Source organism: Leisingera sp. ANG-M6 (genome assembly GCF_000813905.1).
Taxonomy (GTDB): Bacteria; Pseudomonadota; Alphaproteobacteria; order Rhodobacterales; family Rhodobacteraceae; genus Leisingera.
In genome coordinates this window covers 48,938-65,524 of sequence record NZ_JWLG01000022.1, presented here as the reverse complement: position 1 = coordinate 65,524, position 16,587 = coordinate 48,938, and the positions used below count along the sequence as shown (strand labels likewise).

12 protein-coding genes and 1 pseudogene are annotated in these 16,587 nt (G+C 62.5%); 10 read left to right on the top strand and 3 right to left on the bottom strand.

From position 1 onward, the window contains the following. Positions 1-2 precede the first annotated feature (2 nt). The 8 genes from peaB to RA24_RS19035 all read left to right on the top strand — a co-directional run bounded on the left by peaB (position 3) and on the right by RA24_RS19035 (position 9,397). A complete protein-coding gene (peaB, locus tag RA24_RS19070; protein ID WP_039193568.1) occupies positions 3-1,427 on the top strand; it encodes a quinohemoprotein amine dehydrogenase maturation protein in 1,425 nt (474 codons plus the stop codon). Further along, entirely contained in the window at positions 1,424-1,747 is a 324-nt protein-coding gene (gene qhpC, locus RA24_RS19065) for a quinohemoprotein amine dehydrogenase subunit gamma (RefSeq protein ID WP_019297900.1), read from the top strand. The genes peaB and qhpC overlap by 4 nt, the downstream gene beginning before the upstream one ends. A gap of 13 nt (positions 1,748-1,760) precedes the next feature. Next, positions 1,761-2,840 carry a quinohemoprotein amine dehydrogenase subunit beta gene (gene peaD / locus RA24_RS19060; protein WP_039193679.1) on the top strand — a complete coding sequence of 360 codons (1,080 nt, stop codon included), beginning with the start codon at positions 1,761-1,763 and terminating at the stop codon, positions 2,838-2,840. Then, on the top strand, positions 2,837-4,573 hold the full coding sequence (locus tag RA24_RS19055) for an ABC transporter ATP-binding protein (protein ID WP_052269634.1): 1,737 nt from the start codon (positions 2,837-2,839) through the stop codon (positions 4,571-4,573). The genes peaD and RA24_RS19055 overlap by 4 nt, the downstream gene beginning before the upstream one ends. Continuing rightward, positions 4,570-5,226 (top strand): hypothetical protein, encoded by a 657-nt coding sequence (locus tag RA24_RS19050; protein WP_019297903.1) that lies wholly within the window; start codon positions 4,570-4,572, stop codon positions 5,224-5,226. Before RA24_RS19055 ends, RA24_RS19050 begins: the two co-directional genes overlap by 4 nt. Next, positions 5,223-6,215: a helix-turn-helix domain-containing protein gene (locus RA24_RS19045; protein WP_019297904.1), complete on the top strand. Its 993-nt coding sequence runs from the start codon at positions 5,223-5,225 to the stop codon at positions 6,213-6,215. Before RA24_RS19050 ends, RA24_RS19045 begins: the two co-directional genes overlap by 4 nt. A gap of 15 nt (positions 6,216-6,230) precedes the next feature. Next, on the top strand, positions 6,231-7,634 hold the full coding sequence (locus RA24_RS19040) for an aldehyde dehydrogenase family protein (protein ID WP_039193565.1): 1,404 nt from the start codon (positions 6,231-6,233) through the stop codon (positions 7,632-7,634). A gap of 68 nt (positions 7,635-7,702) precedes the next feature. Beyond that, positions 7,703-9,397 (top strand): AMP-binding protein, encoded by a 1,695-nt coding sequence (locus RA24_RS19035; protein ID WP_039193563.1) that lies wholly within the window; start codon positions 7,703-7,705, stop codon positions 9,395-9,397. A 341-nt stretch (positions 9,398-9,738) separates the two neighbouring features. Here RA24_RS19035 and RA24_RS19030 read toward each other — a convergent pair. Beyond that, positions 9,739-10,826, bottom strand: a pseudogene (locus RA24_RS19030) (IS3 family transposase). A 100-nt stretch (positions 10,827-10,926) separates the two neighbouring features. Beyond that, positions 10,927-11,859 carry a LysR family transcriptional regulator gene (locus tag RA24_RS19020; RefSeq protein WP_082008969.1) on the bottom strand — a complete coding sequence of 311 codons (933 nt, stop codon included), beginning with the start codon at positions 11,857-11,859 and terminating at the stop codon, positions 10,927-10,929. Between the two features lie 119 nt (positions 11,860-11,978). Here RA24_RS19020 and RA24_RS19015 point away from each other — a divergent pair, with 119 nt between their 5' ends. Continuing rightward, entirely contained in the window at positions 11,979-13,637 is a 1,659-nt protein-coding gene (locus RA24_RS19015) for a BCCT family transporter (protein ID WP_039193561.1), read from the top strand. 116 nt (positions 13,638-13,753) lie between these two features. Continuing rightward, entirely contained in the window at positions 13,754-15,406 is a 1,653-nt protein-coding gene (locus RA24_RS19010) for an ABC transporter substrate-binding protein (RefSeq protein WP_039193558.1), read from the top strand. Between the two features lie 399 nt (positions 15,407-15,805). Here the strand turns inward: RA24_RS19010 and RA24_RS19005 are convergent, their stop codons facing one another. Continuing rightward, complete coding sequence (locus RA24_RS19005; protein ID WP_039193555.1) at positions 15,806-16,579, bottom strand: LamB/YcsF family protein; 774 nt, start codon at positions 16,577-16,579, stop codon at positions 15,806-15,808. Positions 16,580-16,587 lie beyond the last annotated feature (8 nt).

Genomic DNA, 16,587 nt, shown 5'->3' with positions numbered 1-16,587 from the left:
CCATGAAAGACTTTCACTATCAGCCGGCCAATGCGCACCGGGTTGAGGTCGAGGGGCGGGAGGTTCTGTTCCATGTCCCCACCACCTCGATCTTCGAGATGGACGGGGTGGACCGGGATATTCTGGACTATGCCGCGCAGGAGCAGGTGTTCTCGATGGACGAGTTCGAGGCGCGGTTTGCCGCGGAGGACGCAGCGGTGCGGCTCGACGGGCTGGTGCGGCTGGATATCGTCAACGACGGCCGCCCGCTGCAGCCGGAACGGCCGCCGATCGAGATCGAGACCTTCCCGCTCACGACCATCGTTTTGAACGTCAACACCGGCTGTAACCTGGCGTGCTCCTACTGCTACAAGGAGGATCTGGCGGTGCCGTCGAAGGGCCAGAAGATGGCTTTTGACACTGCACGGAAGTCAGCGGAGATGCTGCTGGCCGAGAACCCGGACCGGGACAGCTACAACATCGTGTTCTTCGGCGGCGAGCCCCTGTCGAACCTGCCGTTGATCCGGCAGGTGGTGGACTGGGCTGAGCCGCATTTTGCGGCGCTTGGCAAGGAGGTGAACTTCAGCCTCACCACCAATGCGACACTGCTGACTGAGCCGCTGATCGATTGGCTGGACGCGCACCGCTTTGGCCTGACGGTTTCCATCGACGGGCCCAAGGCGCAGCATGACCTGAACCGCAAGACGGTTGGCGGCAAGGGCACCTATGACACGGTGGCCGCCAAGGCGCGGCTGCTGCTGTCGCGGTACACATCAAAACCGGTGGGCGCCCGCGTCACCCTGACCGCAGGCATCACCAACATTGTCGAGATCTGGGACCATCTGAAGAACGACATCGGCTTTGCCGAGGTCGGCTTTTCGCCGGTAACATCAGGTGAGATGGATGCCTTCAACCTCAACGGCGCCGAACTGCTGGAGGTCTTCGAGGGGATGAAATCCCTAGGCCGCCGCTATGCCGAGGAGGCGCTGCAGGGCCGCAACATCGGCTTTTCCAACATGCATCAGATGATGAACGACCTCTATGAGGGGCGCTCCAAGGCGCTGCCCTGCGGGGCCGGGGTTGGGATGCTGGCAGTGAACCACGATGGCGCGCTGAACCTTTGCCACCGGTTCACCGGCTCGGAAATGGACCAGTTCGGCACCGTCGACGAGGGCATCAAGCGCAAAGAACTGTCGGGCTTCATCAAGGCGCGGTCTGACCGCACTGAGAAGGGCTGCGCCACCTGCCGGATCCGCAACCTGTGCGCGGGCGGCTGCTACCACGAGAGCTATGCCCATTTCAGCGACCCGATGATGCCCACCTATCACTACTGCGACCTGATGCGCGACTGGATCGACTTTGGCGTCGCCGCCTATGCCCGGCTGATCGCCCAGGCGCCGCAGTATTTTCACCAACATGTTGCGCCGAGGAGGGCGTTTGGAAAATGAAACCGCTCAATCAGAAAGCCGAACGCGTTCAGCAGGCCGCGGCCGAAGGCCAGATGGACGAGGTCCGCGCGATGCAAACCGTGACTGCCGGATGCGCCACAACATTCGATCCGGGCTGGGAGGTTGATCCCTTTGGCGGGCTGGCCGCCCTGTGCCAGCCGATGGAGGCCGACCTTTACGGCTGCTCCGACCCCTGCTGGTGGCCTGCGCAGGTGCCCGACATCATGGTCAACCACCCGAACTGGGACGAGGGCGCGCCCAATGCCGCCAAGGACTGGCGCGCGCTTGGCGCCACTTATCCCACCGATGCCGAAACCTGAGGAGACCCGCATCATGAAATCCGCGCTTTTTGCTGCTGCCGCGTTTTACGCGTCAGCCCTGCCGCTGGCCGCAGGCGACCTTCTGGTGACGGTGGCCCGGCCCTCCAACCTCTATGTCATTGACGCCGAAGACCGCTCGGTCAAGGCCGACTGCGACCTGGGAGCGAATGTGACGCCCGGTGTGATTGCCATGTCGCCGGACAACCGCATCGCCTATGTGCTGCTGAACCATTGGCAGGATGTGGTCGGGGTGGATATCGAGACCTGCGAAAAGGTCTTTCACGCCGCCCAGTCGGAGGGCGATGTGACCCGCCGCTCCTTGGCGTCGCTGGCAGTCTCCAAGGACGGCAGCCAGATCTACACGGTGCGCAATCCGGTGCGCAAGAAAACCGACCGCTACGAGGTGATGCAGCCGGAGTTTGCCGTCTATGACGCGGGCGCCGGGCTGGAGGCCACGCCGTCCGCCACCTATGAGGCGCCGCGGCGGTCCACCCTGATGGCGAGCGACCGCAACGGCCAGGTCTATGTCGCAGGGCATGAGATCTACCGGGTCGATCCCGGCACTGGCGAGACCGAGGTGGCGATTGCCAATGCCAGCTGGGACCGCCCCACATACAGCCCGCCCGATGTGCTGGCCTTCTGGCCGACCGGCAGCCAGAACGACGAGATGCTGCTGATGTATACGGCGGCGGTCTTTACAGACGAAACTCAGCAGGAAATGGCGGATTTCGTCTGGGGCTACCAGTCGGTTGATCTGAACAGCGGAGAGACCGAGATCGCCGATTTTGCCTCTTTCGAGGTGCTGATGTTCTCGGCTGTGCGCAGCGCGGTGGATCCCAAACACCTCTATGGCGTCTATACCCAGCTGTCCAAGCACAACCTGGAAACCCAGGAGCTGGTCAAGCGGGTGGACCTGCCGCACACCTATTACGTCATCAATGTCTCCAGCGACGGGAAGGAAATCTATGTCGCGGGCACCAATGACGACATTGGCATCTACGACAGCGAGACACTGGACCGCGTGGGCGAGATCCGGATCCCGTCGGGCGGGGATATGTCCGTCTCCACCCTGCATGTCGTGCCGCAGGGATGAACAGGCCTGCTGCCAAACTCTCCCCCCAGCCGGGCGGTGCTGCTGCCCGGGACTGGCCGCGCCTGCCTTCACGCGTTGGCGCCGCACTTTTCACGCCCGCCACTGCGAGGTGGCTGCTGCCGCTGTTGCACCCGCACCGGCGGCGGCTGGCGGTTCTCCTGCTGATCAGCTTTGCCGCTGCCGCGCTTGGCCTGCTGCCGCCCTATATTAGCAAGCTGGTCATTGACAGCGGGCTAATGGCGGGAGATGCCACGCAGCTGGTGATTTGGTCGCTGGCTTTGTTCGGGATCGGCCTGCTGGCCACCGGCACCGGCGCGCTGAGCAATATACTGCACATGCGAGCCTCGGTCCGAATGCTGGCGCGGATGCGGCAGCGACTGCTGTCGCGGCTGTCCGCCAAGCCGGTCGGCTGGTTTGCTGGCCAGCGCGCGGGTGAGCTACTGGCGCGGATTGATGGCGACGCGGCGGAAGTACAGAAATTTGCGTTCAACGCGGTGCTGAGCGGCTCCTCGGCACTGATCCGGCTGATTGGCGGCTCCATGATGCTGATGGTGCTGGACTGGCGGCTGGGGCTACTCACGGCGCTTCTGGCACCTGCGGAGCTGGCCTTTCTGATCTGGGCGCGGCCCCGAACCGAGCGCCACGCGGCAGCGGTGCGCGAGATGCAGGGGCAGTATGCGGCGGGGCTGTCCGAGACGCTGTTCGGCCTGCCCGCGCTGCAGGCCGCGCGTGGTGCAGAATGGGCGCAGCGGCGCAGCCTGCGGGATCATGCCGGACTGAGCCAGAAGCTGATTTCACAAAACCTTTGGAGCGAGTTCACCCGCGCAGTACCAGTGCTGTTGTCGGCGCTGACACGCTCCGCGATTTTTCTGGCGGGCGGCCTGATGGTGATCCGCGGCCAGTGGCCATTGGGCTCGCTGATGGCCTTTATCGCCTATATGGGATTTATGACCGGGCCGATGCAGTCTCTGCTGGGACTGTGGCACGCACAGGCGCGGGTCAAGGTGGCCGCGGCACGGCTGGATGCGGTGATGCAATCACCCTCTGCCCCTTCTAACCGTTTCTCTCCTTCCGGCTATGGTCTGCAATTAGACAATGTAACCATTTCTCGCGGAAACACCCCTCCTCTGGGTCCGCTCACCCTGAGCATTCCCGAGGGTGCCAGAGTGGCCCTGAAGGGGGCCAGTGGCACGGGCAAGACGTCGCTCCTGGCTGTACTATGCGGGCGGGCACAGCCCTTGGCCGGACATGTCGCTCTGGGCGGCGCGGACTTGCGCCTGCTTGGCGGGGACAGCCTGCCTGACCGTGTAGCCCATGCCGGGCAGCGGCCCTTCACTGTGCGGGCCAGTCTGCGCGGCAACCTGTTCCAAAGCCGCGCCTTCTGGGTCAAGCCTGAGAATGAAGCGCGGGTGTGGGAGCTGCTGGAGCTGTTCGGCCTGGCGGACAGGTTCCGCGGTCCTGAAGGCCTTGACACGATGCTGGGCGAAGGCGGGCTGACACTGTCAGGCGGTGAACGCCAGCGGTTGTGTTTACTGCGGGCGCTGCTGACGCCGTTTGATATCCTGATCCTGGATGAGGCACTGTCGGAGGTGGATCCTGCCACTGCGACTCGGATCCTGGCCTATATCGATGAGGCCTTTACCTGCACCACCCGCATCCTGACCGCCCACGGCGGTGCGGCGGCGAGCGGGAAATTCGACTTGGTGATCGAATTGGCAGAGGTGAAGTCATGACACGCGCACCGTTGATAGCGCTGATTGACGGGCCGCTGGCTGCGGATGCTCCGGGCTTCGCAGGCCGAGCGGATATCTGCGCCATGCACCCGAGAGCGGCAGAAAGCCCGGCGGCACTGCATGCCAGCTGCATGGCCGCTGCCATCCACGCAAATGCAACAGGCGCGCGGATCCTTGGGCTCAGCATCTTTGCGGGCCGCTTGTCCACCTCTCTTGCCAACGTGGCGGAGGCGCTGCACCGGGCCGCGGTGTCGGAAGCGGAGATCGTTCACTGTTCCTTTGGTCATGGTAAGTCCAGTCCGCTGATGGATGAGGCGGTAGCTGCGGTTCTGGCAGCGGGAAAGCTGCTGGTCGCCTCTGCCCCGGCGCGTGGCACGCCGGTTTATCCGGCAGGGTGCGCGGGCGTGGTTTCAGTGCAAGGCGATGCCCGCTGCAACAGCAGCCAATGGTCGCTGTTGAACTTGCCGGGCGCACAATACGGCGCCTGCCCCGTCACCTCTGGCGTTCCGGTCCGGGGTGCCAGCCTGGCAGCGGCGCATTTCACCGGGCTGCTGGCCCGGGCCTGCATGAGCGGCGGCATTGAGAACATGCTGCAAAACCCGTCCTTCACCGGCCGGGAACGCATCGGGACAGGAGGCCCGCAGGCCGCATGATCTGCTTTGACAACTGGAACAGCACGCTGCGCGCCAATTGCGGCCACTATTATGCGACCCCGGATCGGGCCTCAGGAAATTGGGCGGGATCGTTTGACCTTCACCGGCGCAGCGGCATTGATGTGGCCGAAATCCGCTGCCTGCCGGCCCGGATTGAGCGCACCCGCAAGGGTATTCTGCGCGACGATCAGGAGCATTTCTTTTTGCTGCGCCAGCTGGAAGGGGAAACCGGCATCCTGCACGCGGGCCGCGAGACCCTACTGAGACCCGGGGATTTTCTGCTGCTCGACTCCACCCGCGCGGCGGAGCTGAGCATCAGTGGCGGGCCTGCCGCCTTTCTGTCGGCGCATCTGCCGCGGGCGCTGGTGCTGGAGAGACGCAGGGATATACCCGCAGCAGGCTGCAAGATCACCCCGGCGCATCCGCTGCACGCCAGTCTGTGCGGGCTGCTGGATACAAAGGGCGCAGTCGACAACGCAGAATATATCTTTGATTTAGTGCTGCTGGCCTTTGCCGACGGCCCTCACTCGGGGGCGGGCAATTTGGGCAGCCGCAAGAACCGGTTTCGGCTGGTGCGCGAGACGCTGGAGCTGCTGAGCACCGACCCGGGGCTGACAGTGGACGCGCTGGCCGCCCGCACCGGGCTGTCGCGGCGACAGTTGCAACGCGAGTTTCAGGACAACGGCACCACTTTCACCGGCTGCCTGACCCGCGCAAGGCTTGCAGTGGTGGCGGCCAAGCTGCGCCACGCGGCGCGGCAGGGCGTCCGGGTGCCGATTGCCCAGATCGCCTATGGCGCTGGGTTCGGCGATATTTCCCATTTCAACCGCAGCTTCCGTCAACAGTTCGGCTGTTCGCCGCGCGGGTTCCTTGGCAGCTGCAATCGCTGCGGATTTTTGGCGCAGGACGCAAACTCTTTGGCACCTGCCACCAAGACCGCGCCGCCGGGCCGTGCTTGTCTTTTTCAATCAAACCCGGCTGACGGTTAAACAGGGAGAACGGCAATGGACTATGGCATGCTGGTCAACGGCGAACAGGTTTCGGCGGAGCGCATGATCGAGGTGATCAACCCGGCAACGGAGGAGGTGTTTGCCCGCGTGCCGCATGCCTCCGAGGCCCAGATGGAGCAGGCGGTGGCCGCCGCCAAGGCGGCCCAGAAGGCCTGGGCGGAAACTCCAATGGCCGAGCGGCGCGCCAAGGTCGAGGCGCTGGCTGCCGCCATAGGCGAGGAAACCGATGAGCTGGCACGGCTGATCACATTGGAGCAGGGCAAGCCGCTGCCTGAGGCGCAGGGCGAAGTCGCTTGGTCGCAAGGTTATCTGGCGCATACAGCCACGCTGGAGCTGCCGGACCGGGTCATTCAGGACGACGAGGAGTTCCGGATCGAGACCCGGCACAAGCCGCTGGGCGTGGTGGCGGGCATCATCGCCTGGAACTTCCCGCTGCTTCTATGCTGCTGGAAGATCGGGCCTGCGCTGATGGCGGGCAATGCCATTGTGCTGAAGCCCGCGCCGACCACCCCCGTCACGGCACTGAAGCTGGGCGAGATCTGCGCGCGGATCTTCCCGGCGGGGCTGGTGAACATCATCACCGATGCCAATGACCTTGGCCCCAAGCTGACGGCTCATCCGGATGTGGCCAAGATCGGCTTTACCGGCTCGTCCGAGACCGGCAAGCGGATCATGGCGAGTGCGGCGGACACCATGAAGCGGGTTACGCTGGAGATGGGTGGCAACGATCCGGCCATCGTGCTGCCGGATGTGGACGTGAAGGCGGCGGCCGAGAAGGTCTATGGCGGGGCGTTCCTGAATGCCGGGCAGGTCTGCCTGGCGGTGAAACGCGCCTATGTGCACAGCGAAATCTATGAGGAGTTCTGCGCCGAGCTGGCGGCGCTGGCCGAACAGGCAGTGGTCGATGACGGCATGAAGCAGGGGACGACCATTGGCCCGATCCAGAACAAAGCGCAGTTTGAGAAGATAAAGGGGTTCCTGGAGGACGCCCGCGCCTGCGGCCGGATTATTGCGGGCGGGGCGGCCAAGGACGGTCCGGGCTATTTCGTGCCCCCCACTATTGTGCGCGATGTGACCGACGGGCAGAAAATCGTCGATGAGGAGCAGTTCGGCCCGGTGCTGCCAGTGATCCGCTTTAACGACATTGGCGACGTGATCGCCCGCGCCAACGCGTCCGACTACGGGCTGGGCGGGTCGGTGCATTCCGCCGATACCACCAAGGCGACCGAGATCGCCGGGCGGATCGAATCCGGCACCATCTGGGTGAACCAGCAGCTGAACATCGGCCCGCATATCCCGATGGCCGGCTTCAAGGGCTCCGGTCTGGGGGTGGAACAGTCGGTCGAGGGGCTGGCGGAATACACCCAGATGCAGGTGATCAACGTCGCCCGCGGCTGATCCCATTTTAACACCCGGCCGGGCTGCCGCCGCGGCGGCCCGGTCCGCTTCATCAGCAGAGACTGACCATGACTGACCCGCAAACCGATCCCACCGCCCCGATTGACGGCCTCTCGCATGTGCATGGGCCGGATGAGCCGCCGCTGCAGCATATCACCATCCCGGCGCTGCTGCGGCAGGCGGTGGAGCAGCACGGCAGCCGTGAGGCGCTGGTGTTCACGGATGCCGGCATCCGGATGACCTATGCGGAGCTGGCCCGGAAGGCGGATGAACTGGCCGCGGGCCTGCTGGAGCTCGGGGTTGCGAAGGGCGACCGGGTCGGCATCTGGTCCCCCAACCGCTGCGAATGGGTGCTGACCCAGTTCGCCACCGCCCGGATCGGCGCCATCCTTGTGACGATCAACCCCGCATACCGGCTGGCGGAACTGGAATACGCGCTCAACAAGACCGGTTGCAAAGTGCTGATCGCGGCAGAAAGTTTCAAGAATTCCGACTACCTGGGCATGATCCGCGAACTGGCACCCGAGCTGGCCGCCGGTCCGCTGTCTCCAGTACGGCTGCCTGCCTTGCGCTATGCGGTGGTGATGGCGGCAGATACTGGCCCAGGCGTTCTGTCTTTTGAAACCGTGCAGGAGTTAGGTGCGGGTGCGGACACCGCAGAGCTGGACACAATCAGTGCGGGGCTGAAACCGGAGGAGGCGATCAATATCCAGTTCACCTCCGGAACCACCGGGTTGCCCAAAGGGGCGACGCTGACGCATTTCAATATCGTCAACAACGCCCGTTTTGTTACAGACCGCATCAAACTGACCGAAGCCGACCGGCTGCTAATCCCTGTGCCGCTCTACCATTGCTTCGGCATGGTGATGGGCGTGCTCGGTGCGGTTTCAAAAGGTGCCACGATGATTTTTCCAGGGGAAGCGTTCGAACCGGGCTCCGTCCTGGAGGCCGCCGCCGCGGAACACGCAACCGCGCTTTACGGCGTGCCGACAATGTTTGTCGCCATGCTGCAGGAGCTGGATCAAAACCCGCGGGATATTGCCAGTCTTCGCACCGGGATCATGGCAGGCGCCCCCTGCCCCATCGAGATTATGCACCGGGTCAACCGCGACATGCACATGCAAGAGGTGACGATTTGCTACGGTATGACCGAAACCGCGCCGGTCTCCTTTCAAAGCTTCACCACCGACCCAACAGAGAAACGCTGCACCACCGTGGGCCGGGTGCATCCGCATTTGGAGGTGAAGGCTGTGGATGCTGAGGGCCGAACCGTGCCAGCGGGTGAACAGGGTGAACTGCTGGTGCGCGGTTATTCCGTGATGGAGAGTTACTGGGACGATCCAGCTGCTACCGAGGCTGCGAAAGCGGACGGTTGGATGCGCACTGGCGACCTGGCCACCATCGATACAGAGGGATTTTGCAGCATTACCGGCCGCATCAAGGACATGATTATCCGCGGGGGAGAGAACATCTATCCGCGCGAAATCGAAGAATTCCTGCTCCGCCACCCGGAAGTTGGTGATGCACAGGTTTTTGGCGTGCCGGACCAAAGATTCGGTGAACAGGTTTGCGCCTGGATCGTTCCTGCCACCGGCGCCAGCCTTACTGAGGATCAAATCCTGACGCATTGCCGTGGCCAGATAGCACATTTCAAGGTCCCGCATTATGTGCGGATCGTGGCGGAACTCCCTATGACCGTCACAGGCAAACCGCAAAAATTCAAAATGCGCGAAGCCATGGTGCAGCAGCTGGCTTTGTCTTGAAACACGCAACGACGAAAACCAAAGCCAGCTGATAATCGACCAGCAGAACGCGGACCTCAGGACAGGTTTGGAACTTGTAGAGATATGAAGTGCAAGTTGCAGGGAAGAAAAGTGCCTTCGAGGCGAGCTAGGTAAGTCAAAACCGGCATCACATGAGTCCGCTTGGCGATCAAAGCTGTGGAAGTGGTAACGCCGAAAAGTTTGGAATGTGAGAATTCAGCTCCGAAGCCAGCGCCATCGCTTCCACAACAAACCTTGGTTCGCGACATGGTGACATGAATATTTTCGAATGGGCATGCAAAGGTAATCCCCCCATTTTTGCGGGGGCTTGGTCGTAGAATTTACGCGGCCATTCTCAGTTTCTGGGCGGGGGTCATCCCGCCGTTGCCCATATTCGGACGTTCATTGTTGTAGGACCAGAGCCATTCGGTGGCAATCTGCTGCACCTCGTCGATGCTTTCGAAGATGTAGAGGTCCAGCCATTCGTGCCGGACCGTCCGGTTGTAACGCTCGACATAGGCGTTCTGCTGGGGCTTGCCGGGCTAGATGTAGGCCAGGGTGATGCCCCTGTTCTCAGCCCACTCCATGAGCGTTCCGCTGACGTATTCGGGGCCGTTGTCGACTCGAATTGTCCTGGGTGCGCCGCGCCATTCGATGATCTGGTTCAGCGCGCGCACGACCCGTTCAGCCGGTAGCGAGAAGTCCACCTCTATGCCCAGACCCTCTCGGTTGAAATCATCCAAGACGTTCAGCAGCCGGAACTGGCGACCGTCCTCCTGACGATCCGCCATGAAATCCATCGACCAGACCTCGTTTGGCACCTCTGGAACCGCCAGTTCATCCGGCTTCTCCCGCTTCATACGCTTGCGCGGCTTGATCCGAAGGTTCAGCTCCAGTTCACGGTAGATCCTGTAAACGCGCTTGTGGTTCCATGAATGCCCCTGGACATTGCGCAGATACAGGAAGCTCAGGCCAAACCCCCAGGTCTTCCTCGCCGTTGTCAGTCCGAGGAGCAGATCGGCGATCTGTTCGTTCTCCTCGTTTAGCTTCGGGCTGTATCGGTAGCATGTCTCGCTGACGCCAAATGCCCGGCAGGCCAGCGCAATGCTGACGCCTTTCATCGCCACCGCTTTCACGGCCAACTCTCGGCGCTGAGCTGGCCGTATCATTTTTTTCCGAGCGCCTCCTTCAGCAGGTCGTTCTGCATGCTGACGTCGGCGTACATGCGCTTCAGCCGGCGGTTCTCCTCGGCCATAGCCTTCATCTCACTGATGAGGCTGGCGTCCATCCCGCCATACTTGGCCCGCCACTTGTAGACCGTGGCACTGCTCATACCGTGCTCGCGGCACAGCTCGGATACGGGCACGCCGTTCTCCATCTGCCGCAGAATACCCATGATCTGGGCCTCAGGGAAACGTGTCTTCTTCATCGGAATCTCCTCGTTCATCCTGCTGAGAAAATTCTACTTCCGCATCCCCTTAAGATCGGGGGGGATTACCCAAAGGCCCGTAATTATTAGGATCCAGAATCTACTTAAGGGCAAGACCCGCCGAATGCGCAGCAATCCAATCGAACACCAAGTTCGGGCCGCGCAGGCGGCTTGAGTAATCGCGCGACATGACATAGCCCGCATCGCTGGGCACGACGTCCTTCGTTACCTGCACCAGTCTGCCGTCCTCCAGCAGATTATCAATCAATCCCAGCCACCCAAGCGCAATGCCGTCGCCGGCCACCGCCGACTGCACCACCATGTCGTAGTTGTTGAAGCTTATGTAGTTCTTGGAGCGTTCCCCCGCGATGCCAAGCCGGTCGAACCAGCCCTGCCAGGTCTGCCATTCCGCTGAGGCCGGTTTCGAAAGGCTGAGAAGGTGGCAGTCCAGCAGTTTGGCAGAAGCGGCAATGGGGCCGTGGTTTTCAAGATAGGCAGGGCTGCTGACCGCCGTGACCCGTTCTTGCAACAGCATGACATCGCCGTCCGCCATGCTGCTGCGCGGGGCGACGTGGATCTTGATGTCGCAATCATCGCCGTAATCATCCGGCGGCACCTGTGCCGCAAGGATCTGGATCTCGATCTCATCCCCCAGCTCGGCCCGCAAATGCGACAATCGCGGCAGCAGCCAGAAACTGGAAAAGGCAAAATCCGCTGAAATCCGCACCCTTGGCCGCGACTTGCGCTCCATCAGAGAAGAGACCGAGTTGCCCATTTGCGTCATTGCCGGACGCACCACGTTCAACAGCCGCACGCCTTCATTGGTCAGAGACACGCCGCGGTGCTCACGCCGGAACAGAGCAATGCCCAGTTCCGTCTCCAAGCCCTTGATTTTCTGGGATACAGCAGACTGCGTCAGCCCCAGCGCCTCGGCCGCGCCTGTGAAGTTTCCATGCCGGGCCACCAGGTCGAAGGTGTGCAGCGCGACCAAGTAATAGCTCAGCTTCCTATTAATTCCACTAATGTCACTCATAAATTATTGCCTACTGCAAAAGGGGAAATTTTTATAACAAAAAATGCCCTGCGTAAGTTCTGCTAAGGCCGTAGCCCCGGCGGCGTCAACCGGCAGATCAACAAAGACAGGGAAAATACATGTCAATAAAACCTCCTTTAACGGATTTGCCGATCGGCACATCCGACAGCGGATTCTACCGGGGCTTTAGCCAGATCGTTACCATTTCCTCCAAGCTGATGATCGGTGGGCTGGTGGTCTGGGCCATTGCCTTTCCCGAACAGTCGGGAGCAGTACTGAACTCGATCAACGGCTTCATACTTGCCTCCTTCGGCGCCTGGTATATCTGGACCGTGGCGCTGTTTGTGCTGTGTTGCATCGCACTGGCAATCTGGCCGACTGCCGGACGGCTCAAGCTGGGCCAGCAGGGCGACGCACCCGAGTTCTCCAACTTCTCCTGGTTCTCGATGATGTTCGGCGCAGGTATCGGGGTCGGCATGCTAACCTGGGCGGTAGCCGAGCCGATCTACCACTGGAACAACAACCCGGAAGTGATCCAGGGCCTGACCAATGGCGGCACCGCGGACAATATCCGCATGGCTTACAAGTGGTCTTTCCTGCATTGGGGCCTGGGCGCCTGGGCCTGCTATGCCATTGCCGGGCTGGCGCTGGGATTCTTCAGCTACCGCCGCGGCCTGCCGCTGACCATGCGCTCCTCGCTGACGCCGCTGTTCGGCGCCCGCCTCTCCGGCTCCATCGGCCATCTGGTGGATATCGTCGCCGTTGTCGCCACCATCCTCGGCGTGGCGCAGACCCTGGGCTTCGGGGTGGAGCAGTTTGTCTCCGGCCTTACCCGTATCGGCATTACCGGGCTGACCAATGACGCAGGCACCGCCAACACCACCGGCGTGCTGGTGGCCATCGTGGTGATTATGGCCGCCTCCACCGCCTCGGCGCTGTCGGGCGTCGGCAAGGGCATCAAATGGCTGTCCAACTTGAACATGGTGCTGAGCATCGCGCTCTTGAGCTTCTTCCTGCTGTTCGGCTCCACCTTCTTTGGCCTCCAGGCGCTGGTCGTTGGCCTCTGGGATTACTTGATTGCTCTCCCGGACATGAGCTTTCGCGTCTGGACCGGTGACGGAAACCCGGACAGCGTCGCATCGAAACTGGAAGGCTGGCAGGGCAGCTGGTCGGTGTTCTATTGGGCCTGGTGGATCGCCTTTGCGCCCTTTGTCGGCTTGTTCCTGGCCCGCATATCCAAGGGCCGCACGATCCGCGAGTTCGTGCTTGGCGCGATGATCGTGCCGTCGCTGATGTGTTTCGTCTGGTTCACCTGGGCCGGCGGCACAGCCATCGACCTGGAACTGCAGGGCGGCGCAGGCGGCCAAATCTCCGGCGCACCGGATGGCGACAAGATCTTCGCCATGGTACAATACATGCTGTCGCCTTGGCTGGGCTGGGCGATGTCTGTGATGATCGTGGTTCTGCTGATGACCTACCTGGTGACCACGGCTGACAGTGCGGTGCTGATCGTCAACACCATCAACGCCGCCGGCGACGAAGGCCCCAAGGCCCGCCCGCATATCCTGTTCTGGGGTGTGGCGCTGGGTGCGGTGGTCACGGCGCTCTTGCTGGTCGGTGGCCTGAAGGCAATCCAGACCGCGATGGTGATCGGCGCCCTGCCCTTCTCGGTGGTGATGGTGCTGCAATGCGCGGCGCTGATCAAGGCGATCTACAACGACGGCCGCCGAGCCCAAGCAGGCGTGGCCGCCAAGGTAACCCAGGAGCCCGCTGAATAAGGCATCTCCCCAGGGGCGGCGGCCAGCGGGCAGGACTGCCGATCCATTCTCCAGGCTGCTGCCCGCACCTTTTCGTGTGCCGGACACAGCAATAAACAGCAATAACAGGAAGCAAAATGACCAAATACTACAACAGGGAAACCCTCCACCCCGCGGCTCTGATGCACGCAGAGGAGGCGGCGCAAGGCAAGCTGGACCGCCGCGAATTCCTGAGCCGGGCAACCGCACTGGGGGTCACTGCCTCTGCAGCCTACGGGATGATCGGCCTCAGCCAGCCGGTGCAGGCGGCGGCCAATGCGCAGCAAGGCGGCACCATCCGCATCCAGCAGGTGGTGCGCGCGCTGCTGGATCCGCCGCTGTTCAACTGGCCGCAGCTGGGCAACCTGGTGCGCGGCTATCTGGAATATCTGGTGCAGTACAACGCCGACGGCACCTTTGAACCCCGCCTCCTGGAAAGCTGGGAAGTCAACGAAGACGCCACCGAATATCTGCTGCACATCCGCCCCGGCGTGAACTGGAACGACGGCCGCGGCACCCTGACCGCCAAGGACGTCGCCTATAACTTTGCCCGCTGGTGCGATGGCAAATGGGAAGGCAACTCGATGGCGGCCCGCATGGGCTCCCTGCAGAACGAGGACGGCGACGGCCCGGCTGAGGGCGCGCTGGAAATCGTTGACGACCTGACCCTGAAACTGAAACTGACCCGCCCGGACATCACCATCATCCCGGCGGTGACCGAATACCCCGCCGCCATCGTGCCGGACGGCTGGTCTGGCGATCCGGGCGCCGATCCCGTAGGCACCGGCCCGTACAAGCTGGTCGAATACGAAGTCGGCGTGAAGGTGGCGCTGGAGAAGAACACCGACCACGAGTGGTGGGGCGAAGGCGCCTATCTCGACCGGATCGAGTTCATCGACTTCGGCACCGATGCATCGACCCATCTCTCTGCCGCGGAGGCCGAGGAAATTGACATGACCTACGAGACCGTGGGGGAATACGTCGACATCTTCACCTCTATCGGCTGGAACGTGAGCGAGTCCGTGTCCGCCAACACCCTGGTGCTGCGCACCAACCGCGACGCAATTGTAGACGGGGCCTCCCCCTATGCTGACGCCCGCGTGCGCCGCGCCCTGGCGCTGGCCTGCGACAACGCGGTGCTGCTGGAGCTGGGCTATGACGGCCGCGGCACCCTGGCCGAGAACCACCATGTCTGCCCGATCCACCCGGAATACGCCGACATCGGCGCCCCGGTCCGCGACGCCGAGGCCGCGCGCCAGCTGATGGAAGAGGCCGGGATGCTCGATTTCGAGCATGAGCTGATCTCGATCGATGACGACTGGCGGCGCAACACCACCGATGCGCTGGCGGCGCAGATGCGCGATGCCGGCCTCAACGTCAAACGCACCGTGCTGCCCGGCAACACCTTCTGGAACGACTGGGACAAATATCCGTTCAGCTCCACCGACTGGGGCCACCGCCCGCTTGGGGTGCAGGTGCTGACGCTGGCCTACAAGACCGGGGTTGCCTGGAACGAAACCGGTCTCGCCAGCGCCGAGTTCGACAGTATGCTCGAAGCTGCTTCAGCGATCGCCGACGCCGATACCCGCCGCGGGCATATGGAGAAGATCGAGCAGTTCATGCGCGACGACGGAACCATCATCCAGCCCTACTGGCGCTCGCTCTACCGCCACGCCCGCCCCGGCGTCATCGGCGCCGAGAGCCATCCGATCAACGAAATCCACGTTCACAAGCTGGCGCTGGAGGCCTGACCGCCGCTGGGCTTTGGCAGAAACAATAACTGCGCACACCGGTCTCGGTGTGCGTATACTTTTTCTCCATAGATGTTACCGCCAAGGGCACGGGTACAAAAGAAGGGCTGTATCAGGGCATTCCCGTTGCAAGGGTTGCCGAAGACGAAACTTCCGAGCGTCAATAATACGGGAACCGAGGTAACTGGAAAGCCGCCCCGCCACGGCGAATTTCGGTAAGGAAACAACATCTGCAATCAGTAGTAAGCATCGGACAGTCCGATGAGCGGAACCACCTTCACAGGCACTGCAGGAAATCGCCCCATGTCGTCTGCACTGCCCCGTCACCACCCAGTTTGCAAAAGTAAAACTGATCGCAGGGAAAACCCAGGCAGGCAAAAACCGGGCTGCTTGGGAATTTCAAAGTTCCACGCCATTGGCTTTGGCAAGATCCGTGCCACTGTCCAGCAGCGCTCTGCGAACGGCTGTTGCTATCGCAAGGGCAGCCGGGGTGTCGCCATGCAGGCAGATGGTGTCGATGCGGGTTTCGATGCGCTTGCCGCTGGCGGTAATGATGGCGCCTTCGCGCACCATCTCTACCATCCGCCGCCCGGCCTCTGCCGGGTCATGGATCACCGCGCCGGGCAGGCTGCGGTCCACCAGCGTGGCGTCGTCGTTATAGGCGCGATCAGCAAAGATCTCACACGCTGTCTTGCAGCCCAGCTCCCGCGCTGCCTGCTGTTGCGCGGTGCCCGCCAGCACCATCACAATGATTTCCGGGTCCACCGACAAGGCCGCCTGATAGCAGGCCTGCGCCATCGTCAGATCTTCCGCAGCCATATTCGCCAGCGCACCGTGCAGCTTTAGATGCCGCACCGCGCCGCCCGCCGCGCGCGCCATCGCCTGCGCCGCGCCCAGCTGGTAGCGCACCATATTGCCAAGCGTCTCACGCGGCACCGACATCCGGCGGCGGCCAAAGCCCTGCAGGTCGGGAAAACCCGGATGCGCGCCGATGCCGGTACCCTTGGCCACCGCATGTTTCATAGTCGCGGCCATCACATCCGGATCGCCCGCGTGAAAACCGCAGGCGATATTGGCCGAGGTCACGATATCCAGAAGCCCGGCATCATCGCCCAGGCTCCAAGCGCCAAAGCCTTCTCCCATGTCGGCATTCAGATCGACGGTTCGGATCATGTCATCTC

Excerpts from the sequence above, each read along its gene's own strand:
- peaB (WP_039193568.1), top strand. The coding sequence starts at position 3 with ATGAAAGACTTTCACTATCAGCCGGCCAATGCGCACCGGGTTGAGGTC.
- qhpC (WP_019297900.1), top strand. The coding sequence starts at position 1,424 with ATGAAACCGCTCAATCAGAAAGCCGAACGCGTTCAGCAGGCCGCGGCC.
- peaD (WP_039193679.1), top strand. The coding sequence starts at position 1,761 with ATGAAATCCGCGCTTTTTGCTGCTGCCGCGTTTTACGCGTCAGCCCTG.
- RA24_RS19055 (WP_052269634.1), top strand. The coding sequence starts at position 2,837 with ATGAACAGGCCTGCTGCCAAACTCTCCCCCCAGCCGGGCGGTGCTGCT.
- RA24_RS19050 (WP_019297903.1), top strand. The coding sequence starts at position 4,570 with ATGACACGCGCACCGTTGATAGCGCTGATTGACGGGCCGCTGGCTGCG.
- RA24_RS19045 (WP_019297904.1), top strand. The coding sequence starts at position 5,223 with ATGATCTGCTTTGACAACTGGAACAGCACGCTGCGCGCCAATTGCGGC.
- RA24_RS19040 (WP_039193565.1), top strand. The coding sequence starts at position 6,231 with ATGGACTATGGCATGCTGGTCAACGGCGAACAGGTTTCGGCGGAGCGC.
- RA24_RS19035 (WP_039193563.1), top strand. The coding sequence starts at position 7,703 with ATGACTGACCCGCAAACCGATCCCACCGCCCCGATTGACGGCCTCTCG.
- RA24_RS19020 (WP_082008969.1), bottom strand. The coding sequence starts at position 11,859 with ATGAGTGACATTAGTGGAATTAATAGGAAGCTGAGCTATTACTTGGTC.
- RA24_RS19015 (WP_039193561.1), top strand. The coding sequence starts at position 11,979 with ATGTCAATAAAACCTCCTTTAACGGATTTGCCGATCGGCACATCCGAC.
- RA24_RS19010 (WP_039193558.1), top strand. The coding sequence starts at position 13,754 with ATGACCAAATACTACAACAGGGAAACCCTCCACCCCGCGGCTCTGATG.
- RA24_RS19005 (WP_039193555.1), bottom strand. The coding sequence starts at position 16,579 with ATGATCCGAACCGTCGATCTGAATGCCGACATGGGAGAAGGCTTTGGC.